Below are 23,598 nucleotides of genomic sequence, written 5' to 3' on the forward strand. Positions count from 1 at the left end.
CTTCAAAATGCAACATCGTTCTGAGATTGTGAATCAGAAGTGGTGCTAAATCCTCGTTGAGAATTCCATTGAATGGCTCTATCTCTTCCGGTTAAAAACACTTGGGTATTTATGGCTGTCAATGCGGATAAAATGGCTGGATCGAGATCCTCAGAAAGAGAGATCGCCACCTTTGGCTGTATTTTTTCTATCACCTCTCCCGCTAACCCCCGACCAGACCAAATCAACACTGTCTCATGACCCTGAGAACTACACCAGGACTGCACCTCACAAAAATTCTCTGTGAAACCACTCCCTTTTAACACCAGCCAACGTTGGTTTTCTAACTGAAATTCCAAAACTTGTGGATCTAAACTCAAGCCTTTAATGCTCAAGGTTTTCCACTTTAAACCCTGATTTACCTGTAAGACTTGATAGGTGTTTACCTCCTCCTCAATCTTCTGCTCTACCTGGGTTGTGGGGTCACCAATCTGGTAAAATCGGCGTATGGGTAATGTGTCCAAAATCTTTAACCACCCCTGTATCGCGCGCTCTTGTCTAGTAAGCATTATTCCAGCATCCAATTGATTCACCCCTTGGGATTGGAAAAATGGAATTAGGGTATACTGAGCTACTCCAAAATCTGGAGTATTCACCAACACCACTTTACCTCGATTCTGAATCGCTACTGTTGGGGGACGAGTCGCAAACACCGTCACCTGAGACCTATACTGTTGACTGTACCATAAGGGAATCACCACCACGGCGATCGCCAAACTAATCCCCATTCCCAGTAGCATCTTCTTCCCCTTAATTCCGATCCTGTCCTTGAGCCAAAACAACCCAAATACACCATACAGCACGAGCAACTGAACCACCGAAATTTTACCCACTGCCACCGAATTACCCGGTAGCTCAGTAAACCCCTCAATAATCGCCAGAAACGCGACTGTGGGATAATAGAGAACACTAGAGACCAAGCTCCCTAAAAATGGCCAAATCAAAGCAACACAAGCTGAAACCATTCCCCCCAGTGTCAGAACTATGACTAAGAGTAGAGTGACCAAGTTAACTAAAGTTCCATAGGGAGGCAGTACGCCAAAATGATACAACTGTAGGGGAAACGTCCAGAGAAATGCACTGATAGGAACGGCCAACCCAGAGGCGATCGCTGGTGGCATATAATCTAACATTTCCATCAACACGGGAACGGTCATAACTAACCCTAATGTCGCCAAAAAACTTAACTGAAATCCTAAATCTTGAATCCACAATGGGTTAACCAAAAGCAAGAGTGTTCCCGTCAATAATAATGAACCTAAAATATTTACTCGACGGTCTAACAACTTCCCTAAAACAACCCCAAACCCCATTAACGAAGCTCGCAACACCGAAGGTGCAAATCCCGTTAAAGCACTATAGAGAATTAGGATGGTCACACCCGCCCGAAACTGGATGCGCTTGGATAATTCTTGCGTTAACGTTAACACTAACCCCAATAGCAGAGACACATGAAACCCAGAGGCTGCCAAAACATGAGCAAGTCCCACCTGAATAAACTTATCCCGAATATCAAAGGGTAAATCTACAGCTCGACGACCCAGCACCATGGAACTGATGACTACACCTTGAGGTACATCTAACCCCTGCACTAGGGAACGTACAATTCGCTGACGCATCCACCACAAGCCCCAGGAAGCCTGATTAGACTCAAATTTGAGAGTTTCGGCACTCAGGCCAATAAACATCCCCTGACGAGCTAAATAGTGCCGGAAATTAAACCCTCCAGGGATACTTGCGGGTTGCGGTTCATACAGTCTTCCCCTCACTTCTACTTGATAACCGGGATGTAATCCTGTGGCTTGCAATAAGGGAGCCGTAGTGTAAGCATTGATCTGAACCGGCTGGTCTTCAATTTGACTAATGTTAAGTTTAAACTGAATACGGTGCGATCGCGTCAACCGAGGTTCACTGAGTACCTTTCCCTGCACCATCACCGGTTGACCCATCCAAGCACTTAGGTCTATTCCTGGGGGTTGGGGAGTGCGAACATGAAAATAAAAACTGGCTAGAAATCCCACAATTCCCACCAGTAACCATATCCCAGACTTGGGCCCCATCCGCCAATATCGGGGAAGCGTCAATGCGGCGATCGCTCCCAACACCAGCATGGCATAATTTCCACCAGGAACCGGAACCAGCAGCAATCCCACAATATAAGCCAGACACAACAGTACACCGCTCGTCCTGGACATGACTAACCGTAAAGATAGAAACACATCAAAAACGGTTGAAGCCCAATAGACCCCAACGCCTACACTATATCTCAATTGAAGAGAATTGAAGGAAGGTATGAGTTATAATAAGGATTTATAGAGATTAAATTTTAAGTCTTTCATGGCGGCAAAAGATTATTTTCACGATACGGTTAAAATAGCCTTGGTTAAAGAAGAATGGGACATTACTCACGATCCTCTTTACTTAGATTTTGACAGTGCTCGTATTCAAATCGATCTTGCTGGAGAAAAGCTAATTGCCGCAGAACGAGGTCTAGAAAAAATTGCTGTTGAGGTAAAAAGTTTTCTTGCCCCATCAACGATTTATGAATTTCATTTGGCCATTGGTCAATGTTTTAGCTATCGAGTAGCGTTAAGAAAACAAGAGCCAGAACGAACACTTTATCTAGCCATTCCGTTATTCACCTATCAAGAGTTTTTTTGTCGTCCTTTTGCTCAAACCACTCTTGAAGAAGCACAATTAGAAATTTTGGTTTTCGATCCGAATCAACAGGTAATTGTACAATGGAAAGAACAGAGAAAAAATTAGAGTATTATCGCCAAAGTATTGAAAAAATACTCAATCATTATGGTTCGGCACAACCGGCTAATGGTGAGATTGAAGTGTATACATTTTTTGACCACCAGCAGGATCATTACCAAGTTTTTCATGCAGGCTGGAATCGCCACATGCGTATTTTTGGCCCCCTGATTCATATTGATATTCTCAATCATAAAATATGGATTCAACATGATGGTACAGAAGTAGGAATTGCCAATGAGTTAGTTGACTTAGGGATACCGAAAGAAGAGATTGTTTTAGCTTATCATGCGCCATTTATGCGGCAATATGATGGGTTTGCTGTGAACTGACTCCATTTCTGTCGATGCTATAGCATTTCTCTCTTCTATGAAGTACAGCTCGAAGCCTTAGAACTTAAGCTATACAAACTATTGCCTATTGCCTATTCCCTCTTACTGTGAATTACGCTTTTTCTTTAATTCAAAATAAGCTTGCATTACCTGACGTACTTTCGGCGCAGCAAACTTACCGCCACCTCCTCCAGAGTTTTCCCCAAAGGCAACAATCACCACTTCTGGATTATCCAACGGAGCATATCCCCCGTACCAAGCATGGGATAAACGGGGGGGATCTTCAGCCGTTCCTGTTTTACCTGCATTAACCGGTAAAGAAAGACTATTCATTACCGTTCCCGTACCCGCATTAACCACTCGACGTAATCCCGTTTGCAAAATTTCAACGGTAATCGGACTCAGGCCTAAAGACTCGCGCCAAATATGATCGTCTCCCTCTTGTTTCACCAAATGAGGTTTAACTAAATCCCCACCATTAGCCACCACTGCAAACATCATAGCCACCTGCAGAGGAGAAGACAATAAAAACCCTTGGCCAATAGACATATTTACCGTATCCCCGACAAACCATTCGTACCCAATATTTTCCCGCTTCCAAGCATCATCGGCGACTAAACCTGCCGCTTCTTCTCGGTGTAGTTCAATTCCAGTTTTGCGCCCAAATCCAAATCTTCGCGTCCAATCAATCAAGATTTCTCCGCCAATTCCTTGGGCAATTTGATAGAAGAACGTATCACTACTCCAAGCCATAGCTCCAGTAAAATCTAAAGGCCCAAAACCAACCCGGTTCCAGTCCCAAAACTTGATTCCTCCCACTTGAATATAGGGGTAAGTTCCCAAAACCGTGTGGGGAGAGTAGATCCCGGATTCAATGGCTGCTGCGGTGGTCACAATCTTGAACGTAGAAGCAGGGGGAAAGCCTTGCAGTGCCCGGTTGACAAAGGGATGGTCTTTTCCTTGTAGTTCTTTCCATTGTGCCTCACTAATTCGCCCAGAGAAGATGTTGGGGTCAAATTTGGGATTACTGGCCATGGCTAAGACTTCGCCATTTTGGGGATTCATGGCCACAATCGCCCCTTTCGTATTCCCTAGAGCTGCTTCTGCTGCCATTTGCAGGTCTAAGTCCAGGGTCAAACGGATATCATCACCAGATTTAGCTGCTTTATGATCGAGAATGCGTACCACTTGCCCTTTGCTGTCTACTTCTACCTCTCGACCTCCCCATCCCCCGCGTAGTTCTTTTTCTAGGGCCGCTTCAATCCCCATTTGTCCAATAATGTCACCGAGACGATAGCCTTGATTTTCCTCTTTCTCTAAGTCTTCTTCGTTGACTTCTCCGGTATATCCTAAAACATGAGATGCGACCTCTTTATACGGATATTCCCGCGCTGCTTCTACATCTACTTCTATCCCTTCTAACTCCCGGCTATATTCAGCCAGGGCAGTCACTTCTTCGGGAGTGAGTCCTCTGGCAATCCGTAGGAGGTAGGGAGAGGTATATTCTGCTTGATCCAGACGGCTTTGGATTTCTGATTCAGGAATGTTGAGGATTTCTGAGAGTCGTTGGAGGGTGGTGGGCCATTCAGTTTTACGACTAGCCAGGGGCCAAAGATAGACGGAGTGAGAAAGACTACTACCGGCAAGAATTTTGCCATGGCGATCTAGAATCTTACCGCGTCCGGGATGTTTGGGAATCACCCGAATGCGGTTATTTTTAGCTTCTTGTTCGTAGGTTGTCCCTTGAAGCAGTTGCAGATGTACTAACCGAGTCCCAATCCCTCCAACCAAGCCCAGAGTAATCAACAGTAGGAGGATTAACCCTTGGTAGTTACGCCCAATGGTACGCTCTGTAGTGTGGGTCGTGGGAATAGGACGGGACTTGGTTAAGAGCATATAGTTTGATCTAAGGTGACGGGGTTAAGATACGAAGCACCAAAATTGTAGAGCAATTTTACTGAAATTCAAAGATTTTTTACAGTTGTCTAAGTTTAGATTGACAAATCATAAAGAAAATAGTATGAAAATCGCCTTTGATTCGGTTAAATGTTGCACTCGATTGCGAGCCAACCAAACCCTCCGCTAAAATGCTCTCAGGTCAGCTATGGCCGCATTGCGTTTCCATCGCGCCTACAATACTTAACCTGAGTCAATAGATTATTAGTCTATGTTTGATGCCCTTGCCGATCGCCTAGAGTCTGCCTGGAAAAGCCTCCGGGGACAAGATAAAATTAGTCAGAGCAACATTAAAGAAGCCCTGCGGGAAGTCCGTCGCGCCTTATTGGAAGCGGATGTAAATCTGCAAGTGGTGAAGAATTTTATTGCTGAGGTCGAATCAAGGGCCCAAGGGGCGGAAGTGGTGAGCGGGGTGCGCCCGGATCAGCAGTTTATCAAGATTGTTCATGATGAGCTTGTGGCAGTGATGGGGGGAGAGAATGCACCCCTAGCCCAGGTGGAAAAGGCTCCGACGGTGGTACTGATGGCGGGGTTGCAAGGAACAGGGAAAACGACGGCTTCGGCAAAGTTGGCGCTGTATTTGCGCAAACAAGAGCGCTCTTGTCAGTTGGTAGCCACAGATGTGTATCGTCCGGCGGCGATCGATCAGTTGATTACCCTGGGAAAACAAATTGATGTGCCGGTGTTTGAGCTGGGGTCGGATGCGAATCCGGTGGAGATTGCCCGGCAAGGGGTGGAGAAAGCGAAGGCTGAGGGGATTGACACCGTTATTATTGATACGGCGGGTCGGCTGCAAATTGATGCCGATATGATGGCCGAATTGGCAGACATTAAGGCCGCTGTCAACCCCCATGAGACGCTGTTGGTGGTGGATGCGATGATGGGTCAGGAGGCAGCAAATCTGACTCATACGTTCCATGAACAGATTGGCATCACGGGGGCTATCCTGACGAAAATGGATGGGGATAGTCGCGGGGGTGCAGCGCTCTCGGTGCGGCGTATTTCCGGGCAACCGATTAAATTTATTGGGGTTGGGGAGAAGGTCGAGGCTCTACAACCGTTTTATCCAGATCGGATGGCTTCTCGGATTTTGGGCATGGGCGATGTGCTGACCCTGGTGGAGAAGGCCCAGGAAGAGGTGGATTTAGCCGATGCAGCCAAGATGCAGGAAAAGATCCTTTCGGCCCAGTTTGATTTTACCGATTTCCTCAAGCAGACGCGGCTGATGAAAAGTATGGGGTCTCTGGGGGGTCTGATGAAGATGATTCCAGGGATGGGTAAGTTGAATGCGGATCAGTTGGAACAGGGTGAGGTGCAGTTGAAGCGATCGGAGGCGATGATTGGTTCAATGACAACGGAGGAACGTAAGAATCCCGATTTGTTGTCGAGTTCTCCGAGTCGTCGGTGGCGGATTGCGAAAGGGTCTGGCCATTCGGAAAAAGATGTGAGTAAGCTGGTGAGTGATTTCCAAAAGATGCGATCGATGATGCAACAGATGGGGCAAGGCCAGTTTCCGGGGTTACCCGCAGGATTCCCTGGAGGCGGGGGCGGCCGGCCTCCTGCTCCTGGTTGGCAAGGCTATGGTGGAGCGCCCAAGAAGAAGAAGAAAAAGAAGAAGAAGGGATTTGGACAGTTGTAGTAGCTTGGCCAGCTTAAAAAGGTGAACATGAGATGAGGGGGATGAACCACAGAGACACGGAGGTACGGAGAGGATTTGTATTCTGAATTGTTAATTATGGGTGTAGCGGTGAAAAAATGGTAAGATTAGGAGTTTAGTGTCTAAAATCGAAAAGCATACTGCTGAAGGAAAGCGATGATCAAGTTACGATTGAAACGATTTGGCAAAAAACGGGAAGTGAGCTATCGGATTGTGGCGATGCCCAGTACGACTCGTCGGGAAGCTCGTCCTTTGGAAGAGTTGGGATTTTATAATCCAAGAACGGATGAGACTCGCCTTGATGTGCCGGGAATTGTACGGCGCTTAAAACAAGGCGCTCAACCGACTGATACTGTGCGTAACATCCTTGAAAAAGCGAATGTCTTTGAACAACTCAAAGCAACAACCCCCGAAAACTAATGAGGTGACCCCACAATCGACTTTACCAACGCCAGATTATTTGGAGTTGGTGCGGATGCTGATTCATCCGTTTCTAGAGTTTCCAGAGGAGTTGAAGCTCGATTGTGAGAGGTCTACGAGTAAACCTCTGGTCTGGATACGAGTGGCGTTTTCGCCGAAGGATAAGGCGAAGGTCTATGGCCGAGGTGGCCGCAATATAGAAGCGATCCGAACGGTGCTGTCTACGGCAGCTCAAGCGGCTGGACAGTCGGCTTATTTGGATGTGTATGGTGGGTTCCATGTGTCTGACGATCGCCATGAACGCCATGGGACTCATGAAGAGGTTCGAGTTCGAGAGAGTCGAGATAAACCACGAAGGAGATCGCGACCTGAACCGCGTCGAGTTCAAGGGCCTTATCGCCAATGAGAACTAGACGACTTCCTAGGGGTTGCTCCAATTGTGGTGAATTATGAGCAATGAACCAGTAATCATTGAACTGCCCAGTCCCGATAGTGCGATCGCATTATCGGGAGTCCAGGGCGAAAATCTGAAAATCCTCAGTAGACAAACGGGAGCAACTGTGGTGCTGAGGGGGCAGGAGTTGCTGATTTCGGGTACAGCGAAGCAAGTAGAGTTGTGTTCGGCTTTGGTGCGATCGCTCGAAGAGTTCTGGGGTAAAGGCAAGTTGCTCTCTGGTGTCGATGTCCTCACGGCCCGTCATGCTCTGGATACGGGGCGAGAGGATGAACATCAGGATTTGAAGAAAAATGTCCTCGCTCGTACCCGTCGTGGCGAGGAGATTCGGGCGAAAACCTTTGCCCAGAAGCGTTATGTGGAGTCAGTTCGGACTGAGGATCTGACGTTTTGTATTGGCCCGGCCGGAACGGGAAAAACTTATTTGGCGGCAGTTCTGGCGGTTAGAGCGCTACTGGATAACCAGTATGAGCGGTTGATTCTAACTCGTCCAGCAGTAGAAGCGGGGGAAAAGTTGGGGTTTTTACCTGGAGATCTCCAACAGAAGGTCAACCCGTTTCTACGCCCGCTTTATGATGCCCTCTATGAGTTTATCGAGCCGGAGAAAATTGCCAGTTTGATGGAGCGAGGGGTGATTGAAGTGGCTCCATTGGCGTATATGCGGGGTCGGAGTTTGAATAATTCGTTTATTATTGTCGATGAGGCTCAGAATACGACTCCGGCGCAGATGAAAATGGTGTTAACGCGGTTGGGGTTTCGATCGCGGATGGTGGTGACGGGGGATGTAACGCAAACCGATTTACCAGGGAATCAGCGATCGGGGTTGGCGGTGGCAGAAGATATTTTAAGGAATGTGGACGGAGTGGGATTTTGTAAATTGACCCAAGCGGATGTGGTGCGTCATCCTTTGGTACAAAGGATTGTCACGGCTTATGAGCGCTATGAAAAGGCTCTTTAAGGGGATAGCGATCGCCGTTTTAACCATGATGGTATGGGCGATCGCCTGTCCAGTTTGGGCAGGGCCTTTAGGCGATCGCCTGCAACAGTTTCCCCATTGGGACAGCAAACCCCCTGTAATGGCAGCCACAGGCGATTTGGTTTATCCTGACTGGATGGAAGGCACTTGGGAAGTGACCAGTACCTTAGAAGACATGGTTGCCCCGTTAGCCCCCGATTTAGTCACCCCTGGTTTTGAAGGAAATCGGCAATATTTGCATCAACCCATCGAGTTTGAGGTGCGGTTTCAACCCGCGAGTGAATGGGTATTGCCGTTTCAGGGAGATTCGGGTTGGTCGTGGGGGAAAACGCTAAATCAGATTCTCAACCCTATTGTGGCGGATCGGGAATTTAATGGCTCCCATATTGCTAGTGCTTATTTAGGTGACGGGGGGTTGCGATCGGTTAAGGTCGATCCTGACGATCCCAATCGGCAAATTATTCGCTTTGCTTCCGATCGCCAATTAATCTCTCTGGTCACTGGACGAGCGACAGAAGCCCCCAATGAAAACGACTTTATCAGTACAGAAGTGGCTCAACAAGTATTTCGTAGCCAGGGACAGATTTACTTAAACGAAGTTGAAACCACCACAGCTTATCATCGATTGAGTGAAACAGGTGAGGTTGAAGCCGAGCAAGTTACCGCCATTTATCTCTCACCCCAAGACCCCAACTATTTCCGCGCCTTCTCCACCCCAGTGGCGTTATACCGTTATCAGTTACTGTTATCGCTTATCGATCAATAGAGTTCGCTGTGTAATGATCGAAATGGAATTTTCCTCCTAATTTTACGCGATCGCAGAGACTTGAGGACGGGCAAAAATCATCCGTCCTGCCGAAGTTTGCAGGGCACCCGTAACGACCACACGCAATTCGACCCCGATATACTGTCCCCCTTCTTCCACAACGACCATCGTGCCATCGTCCAAATATCCGACTCCCTGTTGTGGTTCCCGACCTTGCTTAATAATTTTTAAGTCCAGATCGTCACCGGGCAAATAAGCCGGACGCATAGCCTGGGCGAGATCGTTAATATTGAGGACAGACACCTCCTGTAAACTGGCAACCTGATTCAAATTGTAATCATTGGTGAGCAATGTGCCGTTAATTTCTTGCGCTAAATGCACCAACTTAGCATCTACAGTCGCAATCTCTTCATAATCGGCTGGGTGGATAGCAATTTTATCGGGATAAGTTTCGCGAATGCGGTTGAGAATTTCTAAGCCCCGACGACCCCGAATCCGCTTTTGATCGTTGCCCGCATCCGCCACCAGTTGCAGTTCTTGTAAGACAAATTGAGGCACAAGAAGTTGCCCTTCAATGAATTTTGTAGCGAGTAACTCTTCCAGGCGACCATCAATAATACAACTGGTATCCACAATTTTTGTAGTGGCGGGTTTGAGGGTCCCCTCAGCCAGTAATAGGCTTTCCATACTATGGGGGTTAATCAGTCGTAAAAAGGACCGCCCATGGGTATCTGCGAGGGAAATCCCGGAGAAGGCAAACAGGATACTGCCTAATACGGCAACCAAGGGTTTAATGAAGCCAAATTCTTTGGGAATGGGTAGCAGGAACAGGGGCGCTAACATCAGGTTAGCGACTAATAGACCTACGACTAAACCAATGGAACGGGTCAGGAGGACTTCTACCGGCATTTGTCGCACTTGGGCTTCTAAACGGCGATAGGAGGTTTGCACAAATAAGCCAACTGCTCCCATAATGAGGGCAGCAAATCCAGCGGTGACCGATCGCAGACCATCTTGATTACTCACTTGGTCTAACACTGGGGTCGGAAGCAATTCTACGCCGTAGAAACCGATACCGATTCCTGCTAGGATAAAGGATATGATAATAATTGCGTCAATCATCATTTGACCTGATTGGGAACGAATAAATATTGAGGGGTCTGAATTAACCCCCTAAACTCATTGCCATAAAGGATAGAGATAACCCATATTATAAGAGATCGATACACAAGGCTGTCGATCCATAAGACGGCAAACCGAACTGGGGTGAAAGGTCTCATGGAGCATCAAGAACAATCTTTAGTTATTCCCCGTTCAGCTTATCTTCACATTCCCTTTTGTCGTCGTCGCTGCTTCTACTGTGATTTTGCCATTTCTGTGGTCGGCGATCGCCGTTGGGGAGACAATTCCCCAGCCATTTCTCACTATATCGAGGTCTTAAGTTCTGAAATTGAACAGACTCCTCCTCGCGGTTCATCCTTAGAGACGGTGTTTTTTGGGGGGGGAACCCCATCCTTGCTCAGTGTCAGTCAACTCGAGCAACTGTTAAACACCCTCGAACGCCACTTTGGGTTAACCTCCACTGCCGAAATTTCCATGGAAATTGACCCTGGAACTTTCGATCTCAAGAAGTTACAAGGTTTTCTTGCTCTAGGAGTCAATCGGATTAGTTTAGGGGTACAGTCCTTTGATAACCAACTTTTAAAACTGTGTGGGCGATCGCATACTGTCAACGAAATTTATCAGGCGATCGGTTGGCTTCATCAAGCACAAGTCGATAACTTCAGTATAGACCTGATCTCTGGTTTACCCGAGCAGACCTCTGAACAATGGCAAAAAACCCTACAAATCGCCCTCGATATTTCCCCGCCCCACCTCTCCATCTATGACCTAATTATCGAACCAATGACTGTCTTTGAGCGGCGCTATGAAGCAGGAAAACTAATCCTTCCCAGCGATGACAGCAGTGCCCAATTTTATCGCTTAACTTCCCAAATCTTAAGGCAAGCTGGTTACGATCACTATGAAATTTCCAACTATGCTCGCCCTGGATATCATTGTCGCCATAACCGTGTCTATTGGCACAACCAGTCCTACTACGGGTGGGGGATGGGAGCTGCTAGTTACATTGATGGTATCCGATTTATTCGACCCCGCACCCGAAAAACTTACTATCAATGGCTGCAAGATGGGGGAGTGATGGACACTCCTCCTCTCTCGTCCACCGAAGAGTTTCTAGAAACTCTGATGCTCGGTCTTCGGCTTGCAGAAGGTCTATCTTTAAAGACCTTAACCCATCAATTTGGTTATCCTCCTTTGCAACAGTTGAGTCCAAGTTGGTATCCCTACTATCAACAAGGATGGATTAACCTCAACACCCCGAATGGACAACCTTGGCTTCCTGGACAGCCCTTACCTTCAACAGGTCAGATCTCTCTAAGCGATCCAGAAGGCTTCCTCTTTTCTAACACAGTTTTAGCTGAGATGTTCCAAGTGTTTAGTTAAGCACTTCGCGCTAGGGAATGGGGAATAGGAAAAAAAGGCAAGAGGCAAGAAGCAAGAGAAAATCTCTATGTCTCCCTATCTCCCTATCCCCCTATCTCCTAATCCTGAGAAACCTCTTTCGGTCGCCATCCGGGACGCACTTTTTGGGGAGCGCGGGCGACAACTAGAGCATCATTTTCTACATCTTTGGTGACCACCGATCCGGCTCCAATGGTGACATCTTCACCGATGGTAATGGGAGCGACTAGGACACTATTAGAACCGGTTTTCGTGCGATCGCCAATCACCGTTTTATGCTTCTGGTAGCCATCATAATTGGCGGTAATCGTGCCTGCCCCCACATTCACCTGTTGACCGAGTTGGGAATCCCCAAGATAGGACAAATGAGCTACATTCGTGCGATCGCCCACTTGGGACTTCTTGATCTCCACAAAATTACCCACCCGACAACCCGCTCCAATTTCGGCCTGCCCTCTTAGATGAGCATAGGGGCCAATTCTCGTACTAGATTTTACCCAACTATCACTAATCACCGAATAGAGAATCGTCACCTGTTCCCCAATCTCACTATTCTCTATCAAACTCCCTGGCCCAATCCGACACGCCGACCCAATCACCGTGTTTCCACGAAGGTGAGTTTGCGGTTCAATCACCACATCCGAACCAATTTGTACCGTATCATCAATGGTAATACTATCGGGATCGATCAACGTTACCCCCGCCTTCATCCACTCCTCTTTAATCCGGTCTTGTAGAATCTGATGGGCTGTTGCCAACTGTTTGCGGTCATTAATCCCTAAAATCTCCTGGTAATCCTCCACATCCAAGGTCATCACCCGGTCTAAATAATTGACCGCATCGGTTAAATAATACTCTTGCTGGTCATTCTCTGACTTTAACTGGGGTAAAACCTCGGCCAGTTGCGGCCAATTAAAGCAATAGACTCCCGCATTAATCCGCCGATTTTGTCGTTGAGCTGTCGTACAATCGCGGTCTTCGACAATTTGTTGTAGTAGATTATCGCTATCCGAAAAAACTCGCCCATACCCTTTGGGATGGGGATGCTGGGCGGTTAAAATCGTCGCTCCATTGCCTTCGCTCTTATGGGTTGCCAGTAAATGACTAATCGTTTCTGGTCGTAATAGGGGCACATCCCCATTAAGCACCAGTAAATCCCCGGTGAATCCTTCTAAATAGGGGAGAATCTGCTGAACTGCATGACCGGTTCCCAATTGTTGACTTTGGGTGACAAACTCCAATCCCGGTAAATCCGTCAGAGATTCCTGAACCAGATCCCCCCGATATCCCACAATCACCAACTGACGCACGGGAGAAATGAGGTGACAACTCTCAAGTACTCGTTGAACTAAAGAACGTCCTCCTAGGGGATGCAAGACTTTGGGTAACTCCGATTTCATCCGGGTTCCCCGTCCTGCCGCTAAGATTGCTACTGCTACCATGACTAATCAACCACACTACCGACAGGAGTATATCGCGCTTTATCACCAAAATTTGACTCTTGGAGGGAAATCTTGATTCCAGTTTGGCTCATTTTACGAGGATAGGCGATCGCCATCACTTTTAGACTTTTGGTAGACAATCCACCTCTATCCTAGTTTTAACAAGAGATTGAGCAGTTTTTCCTTCTGGTTTTGGCGATCGCTAATTGTCAAGTTGTTTAAAGTTTCTCATCCTTTTGTTTCTTTGAGTTGAACCCCTGCGCTAAACTAAGCTTTGATCCGGTATAACACTGGACTAACTTAAACTGGTCAAACCATAGAGCGGCTAAAGCATTCCGTTCTCAACTACTCGGTTGGCACTCTGGAGCCATCTAGAACTGACTGAGCTATCTACACCTTATCCTTTGTCGATAAGTGTGAGAGCATATCACTATCAAACTGTTGTTGGGAGTTATTATTCAATGTCTCATTCAGTAAAAATCTACGATACCTGCATTGGTTGTACCCAGTGTGTGCGTGCTTGTCCCTTAGATGTGCTAGAAATGGTTCCTTGGGATGGATGCAAAGCCGGACAGATCGCTTCTTCCCCTCGCACAGAAGACTGTGTGGGCTGTAAGCGCTGTGAAACCGCTTGTCCTACTGACTTTTTAAGTATCCGGGTTTACTTAGGCGCGGAAACTACCCGCAGTATGGGTCTAGCTTACTAAAAGCGGATTCATTAATGCCTTGCCCTTGGGTTCATCCTGAATCTTGAGGCCAAGTTTCAAGGGGGAGTTGTTCAACTCCCTCTTTTTGGTAAGTCGAAAACTAAAATAACTTATTATTAAATATTGAGCTATATCGACCCATGACTTACACCCAAGCCAAACTTCTCAGCTTTGAGGAATTTATCACCCAATACGGCGATAATACTCGCTACGAACTTATTGATGGAGAACTCAGAGACATGGAACCCACAGGGCCTCATGAAGCAGTTGCGGGGTGTATTGTAGGAAGAATCTATGTGGAGATTTTTCGTTCCCATCTCAATTGGTTGATTCCAAAAACTGGTTTGATAAAACCTCTTTACGCTGAAGCTACGGCTTTACGTCCTGATGTTATTGTTTTAGATCGAGATGAATTGAGCAAAGAACCCCTTTGGGAAAAAGAACCGGTTATTTGTAATGGAAGTACTGTTTGCCTTGTTGCTGAAGTGGTGAGTACCAACTGGCAAGATGATTATGCGAGAAAGGTGGAAGAATATGCTTTTTTGAAAATTCCGGAATATTGGATTGTGGACTTTAGAGGTTTGGGTGGCTTACAATTTATCGGCAATCCCAAACAACCGACTTTGACGATTTGCCAATTGGTAAACGGCGTTTATGAGCAGCAACAATATCGTTTGGGAGACTCAATTCATTCTTACCTGTTTCCTGAGTTACAACTCAAACTTGACGATATTATGCCAAGTTAAAACTCTGCATATGAATTGGGGATTCTGAAGGGAAGGTTAACATGACCGAGAGGCTGATCTCACTGCCGATGGAAAAAATTGCTGAATTTCGCCAAAAGTTGAATGTGACAGAGCCTGCCTTATTCGGCTCCATTCTACGGCATGATTTTAATGCCAATATAGGGGATGTGCGACGATCGCAAAGATTTAGAAGAAGACATCCAGTCTTTACCACAGTTTGTACCGCTTGTACCGCGCCCCCCTCCCCCCTATGTTTGGCTGCGATCACGATCACATTACTCTCTCTGATGATTTTGATGCGACCTTAGATGAGTTTCAGGATTATAGCTAATGCGCTTCCTGCTGGATACTCATGCCTTACTGTGGTTTTTACCGGAAGTGCCAATTTAAGCGATCTCGTCCGCAACTGGATGGAAGATCCTCAACATCACAAGCCGATTCGTACGATTAAGGCTCATAGTCGCCCTGCCCGTAGTTTGTTTCGCTATGGTTTTGACCTCCTACGCCGCTTTTTCATTGACCCGCTCTCTTTTTCTGACTCTCTCTTTCAGCCCATACAACTTTTGTCCTGTACTTAGGAAAAGAATATCTCTAGTGACTTAACTCTTTGGCGAGAGTATGCCGATCGCGACTTTCAACGGTTCCAAAAACAAATTGAAGCCAACTTAACCTATCTACGTGAAGGTTCACAACTCCTCGACAGTGCGATCGCCACCATTCGCGGTTTAGTCGAGATCGAACAAGCAGAGAGCGATCGCATCTTACAACAGCAAAACGAAGATCTACTAGACGATATTCAAGCTTTGGGGTTTGCGGTCGGTGTAGGCGCAATTTTAGCCTCAACATCCGGTTTAATTATACAGCCATGGGATTCCCAAAACCGTGACAATATAACCGATATTCAGCTGATTCATCCCTTTTTAGTGGCATTTTTGGGCAGTATAGCGCTGGCACTGTCGGCCTTTTGCTGGATGAGACGCTTGCTAAAGAATAAACGAAACCGAAACCGTAAAAAATCAGACTCAATAAAATGAGGATTGGCGATCTCCGGAAAAATTCTGCCGAACCATCCGATGAATGAACGAATCCCACGAAGAAACTGTTAGCATAAACAGCTAAGGGGAACAGGGTGGCCCTAGTTCTCCGTCTACAACCCCCCAGTTTCGTAATCAATACAACTCGGAGTAATCGATTCAATGTGTGGAATTGTTGGCTACATTGGCACTCAAGAAGCTCAGGATATTCTCCTTTCTGGATTAGAGAAGCTGGAATATCGAGGTTATGATTCGGCAGGCGTTGCCATGATTTCTGAAGGCGAACTGCACGCCATCAAAGCTAAAGGAAAGTTGTATAATTTGCGCGATAAGCTCAGGGGAGTTGAAGACAAGGCGCGGTTGGGAATTGGCCATACTCGATGGGCGACTCATGGTAAACCGGAGGAGTATAATGCTCATCCCCATACGAATAAACAGGAAACGGTGGCGGTGGTGCAAAATGGAATTGTGGAAAATTATCGGGAACTGCGAGAAGAATTGAAGGCAAAAGGTCATGAGTTTGTTTCCGATACAGACACTGAGGTGATTCCCCATCTGATTTCTGACTATTTATCGAGTAATCCCAGTTCTTTCCTAGAAGCTGTGAGGCAAACGGTGAACCGGTTAGAGGGGGCATTTGCCCTTGCCGTTATTTCGACCCAATTTCCCGATGAACTGATTGTAGTTCGCCAACAAGCTCCCCTGGTGATTGGATTTGGTCAAGGGGAATTTTTCTGCGCCTCCGATACCCCTGCTCTGGTTTCCCATACCCATATTATTCTGCCCTTAGATAACGGAGAAATGGCTCGTCTGACTCCCCTGGGAGTTGAAGTTTATGATTTCCGGGGAGAGCGACGGGTTAAATACCCCCAAACCCTGAACTGGAATCCCAGCAGCGCCGAAAAACAAGGATTTCGCCACTTTATGCTCAAAGAAATTTATGAGCAACCAACGGTTCTGCGAACCCAACTTGATGCCTATTTTGACCCCGAATGGTATCTCCAACCCCAGGATAAAACCCGTTCTAGCCAGTCTTCCCTGTCTGTCTCCTCCCAGGGACTGGTGCAACTCAATTTGCCTAAGAGCTTGTATGAAAACTTAGAGCAAATTTATATTGTGGCTTGTGGAACCAGTTGGCACGCGGCGTTAGTTGGAAAGCATTTGCTAGAGCAGTGGGCGGGTATTCCGACTTGTGTTCAATATGCCTCGGAGTTTCGCTACTCTCCCCCTCCTTTAACAGCCAATACGTTAACGATTGGGGTTACTCAGTCAGGAGAAACGGCGGATACTCTGGCAGCTTTAGGGATGGAACAAGAGCGGCGCAAGGCCCACCCTTTAAGTGCCTATCAACCCCGAATGCTGGGCATTACAAATCGGCCGGAAAGTTCGTTGGGTCGGTTGATTCCTTATATTATTAATACCCATGCCAATTTAGAGGTGGGAGTGGCAGCAACGAAAACGTTTAGTGCTCAGGTGATGGCGTTTTATGCTTTGGCGTTGGATTTAGCCGATCGCCGTCAGTCCCTGAAACCGGAGGTTATCGAGAGTATCATCAAGAAGTTACGGGAATTACCAGCGCTGATTGAGAGGCTGATTGAAGAGCAGGATCGTTATATTGGTGAGTTGGCCCATCAGTTTAATGAAACGAGCGATTTTATCTTTTTGGGTCGGGGGATCAATTTTCCTATTGCCTTAGAAGGGGCATTGAAGCTCAAAGAAATCAGTTATATTCATGCAGAGGGCTATCCGGCTGGTGAAATGAAACATGGCCCTATTGCCCTGTTAGATGCAAAAGTGCCTGTTGTGGCGATCGCTACTCCTGGAGATCTCTATGAAAAAGTGCTCTCCAATGCCCAAGAAGCCAAAGCCAGAGATGCTCGTTTAATTGGAGTGACCCCTAAAAACTCCCTCGAAGCTCAGGATATTTTCAACCAAATCTTAGCCATTCCTACGGTCGATGAGTTTCTCTCTCCTTTGGTTACAGTGATTCCTCTCCAGTTACTGGCTTACCACATTGCTGCCCTTAGAGGTCTTGATGTCGATCAACCTCGCAATCTGGCTAAGTCGGTGACCGTAGAGTAGGCGGATAAGGGGAGACGCGGGGGCATGGGGACACGGGGATAGCTGATTACCTATTTCCTGTTACCTATTGCCTATTGCCTATTGCCTCACGGATAAAAAAAACTTTTCGATGCAAGTCTTCCCTTTCCTAGCGTGTTATGCTATTGTGAGGAAGTAACAAGAAAAATAATTCCTAGCTGTTCTTGTTCTCTAATTCTGCAGAATCCTCACGAGAAACCTAACTCGCCACTAGGAAAGTACACATAGAAAAGATTTGACAAACTTCAAATATGAATCAAGGTTGTATGAAACAACAGGTTGTTCACCCAATGTTTAAACTGCAAACCAAAGTGAAATCATTGGTTGATTCTAATATCCTAAAACCGACAGATGGCATTTGGAAAATGGCATTTTTGTATGGCGATCAGTGGAAATATTGGAAAAAAGAATTGAAAGCCTATGACTTCTCTATGCAAGACCCGGTGAGTGAACTCCTAGCTGTAGAAGAATGGGAAGACTAATGCAACGCTAAGGGCCAAGAACCCATTGTCAAAAAAATAAGTTTCAAACCCCAAAACTCCTTTATCCCGTAATAGCTGAAAGTGCAGAGTCTAAAGCTTGCGCTAATCTTTCAGCATTGGGAAATCGATCGCGGGGTTTAGGAGCTGTTGTCTTTTCAATCACATCCCGCAGAGGTGGAGCGATCGCTTCCACAGACTGCAAATCTAAACGATAGGAGAGATCTCGGCGACGTTTATAATACTTAAGCGGCTGTTCTCCAGTTAGTAAAAACACAAGTGTCGGCCCGATCGCATATAAATCTGATTGGGTTACTGGTTGTCCTCGATCCTGCTCCGGGGCACTATAGCCCTCTGCTCCAATCCGAGTTCCCAAGGGCGTTCCAATCTCCTTAACTGCTCCAAAATCAATCACCACAATCTGACGATCTAAGCGACGTAGCAATAGATTCGCCGGTTTAATATCCCGATGCACAATCGGGGGTGATTGGCTATGCAAATAACCCAAAATCTGGCAGGTTTGAATCATCAACTCAATGGCAACTGGTGCAGAAAACGGCCCCTGTTGATAGAGCAAGCGCTCTAAGTCCTCACCATGGATTAACTCCATCGCCAAATACTTTTTACCCTCCTCAATAAACGAATCAAAAAAGCGAGGAATTCCGGGATAGTTCAACCCCTTCAGGGTGCGAGCTTCCCGGTCAAACAACTCCCTAGCCTTGGCAATGCGGGCTAAATCAGAATTCATCTCCTTAAGTACGATTAACGGAGATGAACTTTTTTTCGATGGAGGAGGATAGGCTAAATAGGTTGTTCCCATACCCCCTTGACCTAAAATTCGCAAAATCCGATAATCCCGCACTTGTTTTTCAACATGCAAGGGTTGACCACAATGGATACAAAACAAATTATTCGGAGCATTGCCTTCATGGGTGCATCCTGATGTAGTTGGAGGGGGAGCAATTGTCTGATTCAGAAAGGTAAGCTCTAAAGTTGGCCCCCCAGCAGCTAACTGGATCAGACTTTTGCTCTCGATTATCATTTGGGAGATAGCTTGATGGTTCACCAGCGTGCCATTTGTGCCTCGGTTAGTGACTTTCCAGGCGATCGTTTCATCCGTCTGATGTGAAATGGGTTCTAACTCCAAATGATACCGAGACACCAAATCATTAGAAAGCACCACTTCATTATCCTGGGCCCGGCCAATACGAACTTTCCCTTGAGGAGGAAATTTCCAGCTTTGCAGTGGCTCTCCTTTCTTCGGATCTAATAGAGTGAGGGCGATCGTCCCTTGTATCATCTTGACGTATCTCAAACAGTATAGAACAACTCAATATTGACTTAACGGCTTAATCCTCCTAAATTAGGGCGCACCTTGGCCCGAACTAGAACCACTGTAATATTGTCATGACCATTATGTTCGTTAGCCAAATCGATTAAATCACTCACTCCCCGCTCCAGATTGGCACGAGAACTCATCAGAGGTTCAATATGCGTCCCCACATGCTTTTCTACTAAATCATTATCCGTAAGTCCATCGGAGCTTAACAGCAATAGACTATCTTGATTGAGTTCAAAACAATAAATATCCGGTTTGACAAAATCGTTGTGGCGTGGACCTAATGCTTGAGTTAATTGATAGGCATCGGGACGAGCAAAGGCTAATTCGGGTTCTAATCCGCGCTTAATTTCCCGTTGGGCAACATCATGGTCTTGAGTCAGTACGCTTAACCCCTGTTTTCGACTAAACATATATAATCGACTATCACCCACATGGGCAACAGCCACATGAACGTCTTGAATTAAAACCAAAACCAAGGTAGTCCCCATTCGTCCACTTCCGGTACGACTTTGGGATTGATTAATGTCATAGATGGCTTCATTGGCTTGTAATATACCTTCTCTAATACATTCAGTCGAAGGTAAACGAGAGTCAGAATCGGGTAAATCAAACCAATGGGTTTGAAAATACTCTTTGAGGGTGTTCACTCCAACCATACTGGCTTCTTCTCCACCCGCATGTCCACCCATCCCGTCACAGAGAATATACAAGCCTTTGGCATGAATGGTACGCCCAGTTTTATCTTCAATGCGTTCTAGTTGGGTATGAATCAGAAAACTATCTTCATTGTGGTCTCGTTGCATCCCCTTATCCGTTGCTCCTGCATAATCGAGGCTAAACAGTTGCATCGGTAAAACCACGGTGGGCATATCTTCAAAGGGGGCACCCGTGGAACTGGGAAACTGGGTAGGGGCAGATGGAGAAAATGCAGCAGGGTTATAGTCGTTGTAGTCAATAGGTTGGGTTTTGTCCTGATCGAGTTCTTCTTCAGAATAGAGGGGGGCAAGGCTTTCGGGATCACTGTCTAGGTCTAGGTCTGGATTGCCTTGTTCTTCAGCTAAAATGTCTTCTAGGCGATCGCGGAGTTGGTCAACGGCGGTCATTTTTTCCGCTTTCAGGTCTTGAAAGAGGGTGAGTAATGATCCCACTTGGGTCATATCTGATTGTTGAAAGAGTTTTTGCCACAGTTTACCTAACTCTTTAAGGGTGATTGCTTCTGGGTTGCCATCAGGATATAAGCATTTGAGGCACAGAATTTCATCTTCATCGAGCAGAAGGTTGTCTAGTTCTAGAAGGCTTTGGCGACAATGGACGATTTCGAGCTGTTCCCAGAGATCGAGCATCTCATGGAACATAAAGATAATTTGCTCTGAGGGCATGTTTTCTTCCCGCCACAGATCTACCACTTTTTTCCAGTCTGAGCGGTCCTCGATCACTGTAACTGTCTTGTTTTCGTCTTCCAGCCAAGATTCCTGTAGGGAAGGGACACGATGGCGATCCATTTCATTGAGTTGTGATTCTAGCGCTCGATAAATCTGGGCGAGTTCTGGAAGAATAACTTGTGCATTGGGTGAGATATCCATAGGGTTGTTTAGGGTTAGTCTTGAGCTTGATTTGGGAGAATTGTTAATTAGTACGTCTGGAGATTCTGGGAATCCAGAATAGTGGCTTAAGAATAGATAACAATAATCAGGGAAGTTGGACAACCAGGTGGACGGTGGCGATCTGTGACTCATCGCTAATGCGATAAGGCTCGGCATCGCTGCGTGATAATGCTAGGCATCGCTACACAATCGAATCGCACAATCTCTTGCACCTTTCAGGATAGCAGGTTAGATTTCCCATGGTCATTATATTGTCTCAGTTTGATGATTCAATGAAGAGCCGTTTAATTGTGTAACAAATTGCAAAAATGATGTCTGAGCTATCCGATCGCAATCTTAAGATAATTGGAAGGAGAGGATTAAAAAATTGACTCAACCTCCTTCCGCTACTCCTGTTACTCCAAGGATAACCCTTGCTAAGATCATGTCTGTTACCAGAGCCTTACCCTCAATTCAACCCCATTTACCTAAAATTCCTAAAATCAGTTCCACCGTATCTGCCCTATTAGCTGTCTTTTTGGCGATCGCTTCTTTATCCTTTGCTGCCATTTTCATTCGCTTGAGTGAACGAGAGTTGGGCCCATTTTCTACAATTTTCAACCGGTTTTGGATTGCCTTTATCGTTTTGGGGGTCGTTTATGCCCTAGAACACTCAAAAAACAGCGATTCTCTAGATCCCAACCCAAACGTTGAACCGCTCAATCGACGGGATGTGATGTTGTTAATCAGTGCAGGGGTGATGTTTTGGGGATGTTTGGCCTTTTGGGCTTGGTCTTTGACCCTAACCGGTGTAGCCAATTCTACCATTTTACATAACCTAACGCCTTTATTTACAACTCTGGGGGCTTGGATCATTTTCCGTGAGTCCTTTGATCGGCCATTTTTAATGGGCTTACTCATTGCTCTGATTGGGGCGATCGCCCTGGGACTCGATGATTTCCAAGTCGGCGCTGAACATCTGAATGGAGATATTGCTGCCCTATTATCGGCTGTCTTTTCTGCTGCTAATTTAATGTTAATTGAAACTCTACGCCACAAGTTTCCCGCTACGGTAATCTTAATGTGGTGCTGTGGTGTTGGCGCAATTCTCTCCCTGCCGGTTGTCTTGCTGGCTGAAGACCAACTCTTTCCGATTACGGTCTCTGGATGGCTCTCTGTGATTGCCTTAGCGGTGGTTTGTCAAGTGGTGGGACAAGGATTACAAGCCTATAGTCTCAAGCGTCTGTCTTCGGGTTTAGTGGGAATTTTCCTGTTACTCGATCCGGTTTTTGCGGCGATGATTGCTTGGATTGTTTTTGCCGAAGGATTGACGTTGATTAATATGATGGCTTTTGCTACGGTTTTAGGGGGAATTTATCTAGCCAAATCGAGTCAATATAGCGATCGCATCCTTAGTGAAGAGTCGTCTACCTAGAACGGTTGGGTTAATCGGCATCCATCTGTAGGGGCGAAGGGTTTTTCGCCCCTACTCGATCAACGATAGTATCATGGTGAGTTAAGTTTCCGGTTATATCATTTCTGAATTTTTAATTGATATTAGGTCTACAGTCATGAGTTCCCATATCCTGGTCATTGAAGATGAAGAAAAACTCGCTCGTTTTGTGGAGTTAGAACTGCAATACGAAGGATACCAGGTCAGTGTTGCGGGGGATGGGTTGACAGGATTAACTCGTATTCGAGAGTTGAAACCCGATTTAGTGATTTTAGATTGGATGTTACCGGGGTTAAGTGGAATTGATTTATGTCGCCGTTTACGCCAAACTGGAGAGAATGTTCCAGTAATTTTGTTGACTGCAAAGGATGAAGTTGGCGATCGCGTTGCGGGATTGGATGCGGGTGCAGACGATTATCTGGTCAAACCTTTTAATATTGAGGAATTATTGGCCAGGATTCGGGTACAGATTCGCCGAGTGCAGAAATCGGAGCGCGAGTATTTAGCCTTTGAGGATCTGAGTTTAGATCGCAGGTCGCGGGAAGTCAAGCGCGGCGATCGGGCGATCGAGCTAACTGCCAAAGAATTTGATTTGTTAGAATATTTGCTGATGCATCCCCGCCAAGTTCTCACCCGCGACCAGATTTTAGAACAGGTTTGGGGCTATGATTTTATGGGCGACTCCAATATCATTGAAGTTTATATTCGTTATCTGCGCTTAAAGTTAGAAGCCAACGAAGAAAAACGATTAATTCAGACGGTGCGCGGTGTCGGCTATGTTTTGCGGGACTAGATTAGTTTATTCTCTAGTAGGTAAAACGTAATGCTCTAA

At 46.3% G+C, this 23,598-nt stretch carries 21 protein-coding genes and 1 pseudogene; 15 read left to right on the forward strand and 7 right to left on the reverse strand.

Features of this window, described 5'->3' with window-relative positions; translation table 11 throughout:
- Nucleotides 1-2: 2 nt before the first annotated feature.
- Nucleotides 3-2,234: a ComEC/Rec2 family competence protein gene (locus PN466_RS02655; protein WP_271936741.1), complete on the reverse strand. Its 2,232-nt coding sequence runs from the start codon at nucleotides 2,232-2,234 to the stop codon at nucleotides 3-5.
- 142 nt (nucleotides 2,235-2,376) lie between these two features.
- Between PN466_RS02655 and PN466_RS02660 the strand changes: the two genes are divergently transcribed.
- Entirely contained in the window at nucleotides 2,377-2,805 is a 429-nt protein-coding gene (locus PN466_RS02660) for an element excision factor XisH family protein (protein WP_271936743.1), read from the forward strand.
- Complete coding sequence (locus tag PN466_RS02665) at nucleotides 2,781-3,128, forward strand: XisI protein (protein WP_271936745.1); 348 nt, start codon at nucleotides 2,781-2,783, stop codon at nucleotides 3,126-3,128. The genes PN466_RS02660 and PN466_RS02665 overlap by 25 nt, the downstream gene beginning before the upstream one ends.
- A 102-nt stretch (nucleotides 3,129-3,230) precedes the next feature.
- Here PN466_RS02665 and mrdA read toward each other — a convergent pair whose 3' ends face one another.
- On the reverse strand, nucleotides 3,231-5,024 hold the full coding sequence (mrdA, locus tag PN466_RS02670; protein WP_271936747.1) for a penicillin-binding protein 2: 1,794 nt from the start codon (nucleotides 5,022-5,024) through the stop codon (nucleotides 3,231-3,233).
- A 271-nt stretch (nucleotides 5,025-5,295) separates the two neighbouring features.
- Between mrdA and ffh the strand changes: the two genes are divergently transcribed.
- The 5 genes from ffh (at nucleotide 5,296) to PN466_RS02695 (ending at nucleotide 9,357) form a co-directional block, all read left to right on the forward strand.
- Complete coding sequence (gene ffh, locus PN466_RS02675) at nucleotides 5,296-6,723, forward strand: signal recognition particle protein (RefSeq protein WP_271936748.1); 1,428 nt, start codon at nucleotides 5,296-5,298, stop codon at nucleotides 6,721-6,723.
- Nucleotides 6,724-6,897: 174 nt separating this feature from the next.
- Nucleotides 6,898-7,161, forward strand: coding sequence for a 30S ribosomal protein S16 (gene rpsP / locus PN466_RS02680; RefSeq protein WP_271936749.1), 264 nt, complete (start codon nucleotides 6,898-6,900; stop codon nucleotides 7,159-7,161).
- Between the two features lie 4 nt (nucleotides 7,162-7,165).
- Entirely contained in the window at nucleotides 7,166-7,567 is a 402-nt protein-coding gene (locus PN466_RS02685) for a KH domain-containing protein (protein ID WP_271936750.1), read from the forward strand.
- A gap of 43 nt (nucleotides 7,568-7,610) precedes the next feature.
- Nucleotides 7,611-8,573: a PhoH family protein gene (locus tag PN466_RS02690; protein WP_271936751.1), complete on the forward strand. Its 963-nt coding sequence runs from the start codon at nucleotides 7,611-7,613 to the stop codon at nucleotides 8,571-8,573.
- Nucleotides 8,548-9,357, forward strand: a complete 810-nt coding sequence (locus PN466_RS02695) for a DUF6816 family protein (protein WP_390889960.1) — start codon at nucleotides 8,548-8,550, stop codon at nucleotides 9,355-9,357. The genes PN466_RS02690 and PN466_RS02695 overlap by 26 nt, the downstream gene beginning before the upstream one ends.
- 42 nt (nucleotides 9,358-9,399) lie before the next feature.
- On the opposite strand, the gene PN466_RS02700 is transcribed toward PN466_RS02695, so the two are convergent.
- On the reverse strand, nucleotides 9,400-10,479 hold the full coding sequence (locus PN466_RS02700; RefSeq protein ID WP_271936836.1) for a PIN/TRAM domain-containing protein: 1,080 nt from the start codon (nucleotides 10,477-10,479) through the stop codon (nucleotides 9,400-9,402).
- Between the two features lie 156 nt (nucleotides 10,480-10,635).
- Here PN466_RS02700 and hemW point away from each other — a divergent pair, with 156 nt between their 5' ends.
- Nucleotides 10,636-11,862, forward strand: coding sequence for a radical SAM family heme chaperone HemW (gene hemW, locus PN466_RS02705; protein ID WP_271936753.1), 1,227 nt, complete (start codon nucleotides 10,636-10,638; stop codon nucleotides 11,860-11,862).
- A gap of 98 nt (nucleotides 11,863-11,960) precedes the next feature.
- Here hemW and glmU read toward each other — a convergent pair whose 3' ends face one another.
- The gene (gene glmU / locus PN466_RS02710) at nucleotides 11,961-13,322 is read right to left on the reverse strand and encodes a bifunctional UDP-N-acetylglucosamine diphosphorylase/glucosamine-1-phosphate N-acetyltransferase GlmU (RefSeq protein WP_271936754.1); all 1,362 of its coding nucleotides are present in this window, start codon (nucleotides 13,320-13,322) and stop codon (nucleotides 11,961-11,963) included.
- A 2-nt stretch (nucleotides 13,323-13,324) separates the two neighbouring features.
- Nucleotides 13,325-13,462 carry a hypothetical protein gene (locus PN466_RS02715; protein WP_271936756.1) on the reverse strand — a complete coding sequence of 46 codons (138 nt, stop codon included), beginning with the start codon at nucleotides 13,460-13,462 and terminating at the stop codon, nucleotides 13,325-13,327.
- 321 nt (nucleotides 13,463-13,783) lie between these two features.
- On the opposite strand from PN466_RS02715, the gene psaC reads away from it, so the two are divergent.
- The 5 genes and pseudogenes from psaC to PN466_RS02740 all read left to right on the forward strand — a co-directional run bounded on the left by psaC (nucleotide 13,784) and on the right by PN466_RS02740 (nucleotide 18,391).
- Nucleotides 13,784-14,029, forward strand: coding sequence for a photosystem I iron-sulfur center protein PsaC (gene psaC, locus PN466_RS02720; RefSeq protein ID WP_012307203.1), 246 nt, complete (start codon nucleotides 13,784-13,786; stop codon nucleotides 14,027-14,029).
- Nucleotides 14,030-14,169: 140 nt separating this feature from the next.
- Nucleotides 14,170-14,775 (forward strand): Uma2 family endonuclease, encoded by a 606-nt coding sequence (locus tag PN466_RS02725; RefSeq protein WP_271936761.1) that lies wholly within the window; start codon nucleotides 14,170-14,172, stop codon nucleotides 14,773-14,775.
- A gap of 431 nt (nucleotides 14,776-15,206) precedes the next feature.
- A pseudogene (locus PN466_RS02730) lies at nucleotides 15,207-15,353 on the forward strand (IS4 family transposase); the annotation flags it as partial.
- A 618-nt stretch (nucleotides 15,354-15,971) separates the two neighbouring features.
- Nucleotides 15,972-17,891 carry a glutamine--fructose-6-phosphate transaminase (isomerizing) gene (glmS, locus tag PN466_RS02735; RefSeq protein WP_271936762.1) on the forward strand — a complete coding sequence of 640 codons (1,920 nt, stop codon included), beginning with the start codon at nucleotides 15,972-15,974 and terminating at the stop codon, nucleotides 17,889-17,891.
- Nucleotides 17,892-18,175: 284 nt separating this feature from the next.
- Nucleotides 18,176-18,391, forward strand: coding sequence for a DUF4327 family protein (locus PN466_RS02740; RefSeq protein ID WP_271936764.1), 216 nt, complete (start codon nucleotides 18,176-18,178; stop codon nucleotides 18,389-18,391).
- Between the two features lie 61 nt (nucleotides 18,392-18,452).
- On the opposite strand, the gene PN466_RS02745 is transcribed toward PN466_RS02740, so the two are convergent.
- Complete coding sequence (locus tag PN466_RS02745) at nucleotides 18,453-19,688, reverse strand: protein kinase domain-containing protein (RefSeq protein ID WP_271936766.1); 1,236 nt, start codon at nucleotides 19,686-19,688, stop codon at nucleotides 18,453-18,455.
- A 41-nt stretch (nucleotides 19,689-19,729) separates the two neighbouring features.
- A complete protein-coding gene (locus PN466_RS02750; RefSeq protein WP_271936768.1) occupies nucleotides 19,730-21,313 on the reverse strand; it encodes a serine/threonine phosphatase in 1,584 nt (527 codons plus the stop codon).
- 445 nt (nucleotides 21,314-21,758) lie between these two features.
- Between PN466_RS02750 and PN466_RS02755 the strand changes: the two genes are divergently transcribed.
- The gene (locus PN466_RS02755; RefSeq protein ID WP_271936769.1) at nucleotides 21,759-22,748 is read left to right on the forward strand and encodes a DMT family transporter; all 990 of its coding nucleotides are present in this window, start codon (nucleotides 21,759-21,761) and stop codon (nucleotides 22,746-22,748) included.
- A gap of 136 nt (nucleotides 22,749-22,884) precedes the next feature.
- A complete protein-coding gene (locus PN466_RS02760) occupies nucleotides 22,885-23,559 on the forward strand; it encodes a response regulator transcription factor (protein WP_271936770.1) in 675 nt (224 codons plus the stop codon).
- Nucleotides 23,560-23,598: the final 39 nt, after the last annotated feature.

The sequence above is a fragment of the Roseofilum reptotaenium CS-1145 genome (assembly GCF_028330985.1).
Classification (GTDB): Bacteria; Cyanobacteriota; Cyanobacteriia; order Cyanobacteriales; family Desertifilaceae; genus Roseofilum; species Roseofilum reptotaenium.

Excerpts from the sequence above, each read along its gene's own strand:
- PN466_RS02655 (WP_271936741.1), bottom strand. The coding sequence starts at position 2,234 with ATGTCCAGGACGAGCGGTGTACTGTTGTGTCTGGCTTATATTGTGGGA.
- PN466_RS02660 (WP_271936743.1), top strand. The coding sequence starts at position 2,377 with ATGGCGGCAAAAGATTATTTTCACGATACGGTTAAAATAGCCTTGGTT.
- PN466_RS02665 (WP_271936745.1), top strand. The coding sequence starts at position 2,781 with ATGGAAAGAACAGAGAAAAAATTAGAGTATTATCGCCAAAGTATTGAA.
- mrdA (WP_271936747.1), bottom strand. The coding sequence starts at position 5,024 with ATGCTCTTAACCAAGTCCCGTCCTATTCCCACGACCCACACTACAGAG.
- ffh (WP_271936748.1), top strand. The coding sequence starts at position 5,296 with ATGTTTGATGCCCTTGCCGATCGCCTAGAGTCTGCCTGGAAAAGCCTC.
- rpsP (WP_271936749.1), top strand. The coding sequence starts at position 6,898 with ATGATCAAGTTACGATTGAAACGATTTGGCAAAAAACGGGAAGTGAGC.
- PN466_RS02690 (WP_271936751.1), top strand. The coding sequence starts at position 7,611 with ATGAGCAATGAACCAGTAATCATTGAACTGCCCAGTCCCGATAGTGCG.
- PN466_RS02695 (WP_390889960.1), top strand. The coding sequence starts at position 8,548 with ATGAGCGCTATGAAAAGGCTCTTTAAGGGGATAGCGATCGCCGTTTTA.
- PN466_RS02700 (WP_271936836.1), bottom strand. The coding sequence starts at position 10,479 with ATGATTGACGCAATTATTATCATATCCTTTATCCTAGCAGGAATCGGT.
- hemW (WP_271936753.1), top strand. The coding sequence starts at position 10,636 with ATGGAGCATCAAGAACAATCTTTAGTTATTCCCCGTTCAGCTTATCTT.
- glmU (WP_271936754.1), bottom strand. The coding sequence starts at position 13,322 with ATGGTAGCAGTAGCAATCTTAGCGGCAGGACGGGGAACCCGGATGAAA.
- psaC (WP_012307203.1), top strand. The coding sequence starts at position 13,784 with ATGTCTCATTCAGTAAAAATCTACGATACCTGCATTGGTTGTACCCAG.
- PN466_RS02725 (WP_271936761.1), top strand. The coding sequence starts at position 14,170 with ATGACTTACACCCAAGCCAAACTTCTCAGCTTTGAGGAATTTATCACC.
- glmS (WP_271936762.1), top strand. The coding sequence starts at position 15,972 with ATGTGTGGAATTGTTGGCTACATTGGCACTCAAGAAGCTCAGGATATT.
- PN466_RS02740 (WP_271936764.1), top strand. The coding sequence starts at position 18,176 with ATGAAACAACAGGTTGTTCACCCAATGTTTAAACTGCAAACCAAAGTG.
- PN466_RS02745 (WP_271936766.1), bottom strand. The coding sequence starts at position 19,688 with ATGATACAAGGGACGATCGCCCTCACTCTATTAGATCCGAAGAAAGGA.
- PN466_RS02750 (WP_271936768.1), bottom strand. The coding sequence starts at position 21,313 with ATGGATATCTCACCCAATGCACAAGTTATTCTTCCAGAACTCGCCCAG.
- PN466_RS02755 (WP_271936769.1), top strand. The coding sequence starts at position 21,759 with ATGTCTGTTACCAGAGCCTTACCCTCAATTCAACCCCATTTACCTAAA.
- PN466_RS02760 (WP_271936770.1), top strand. The coding sequence starts at position 22,885 with ATGAGTTCCCATATCCTGGTCATTGAAGATGAAGAAAAACTCGCTCGT.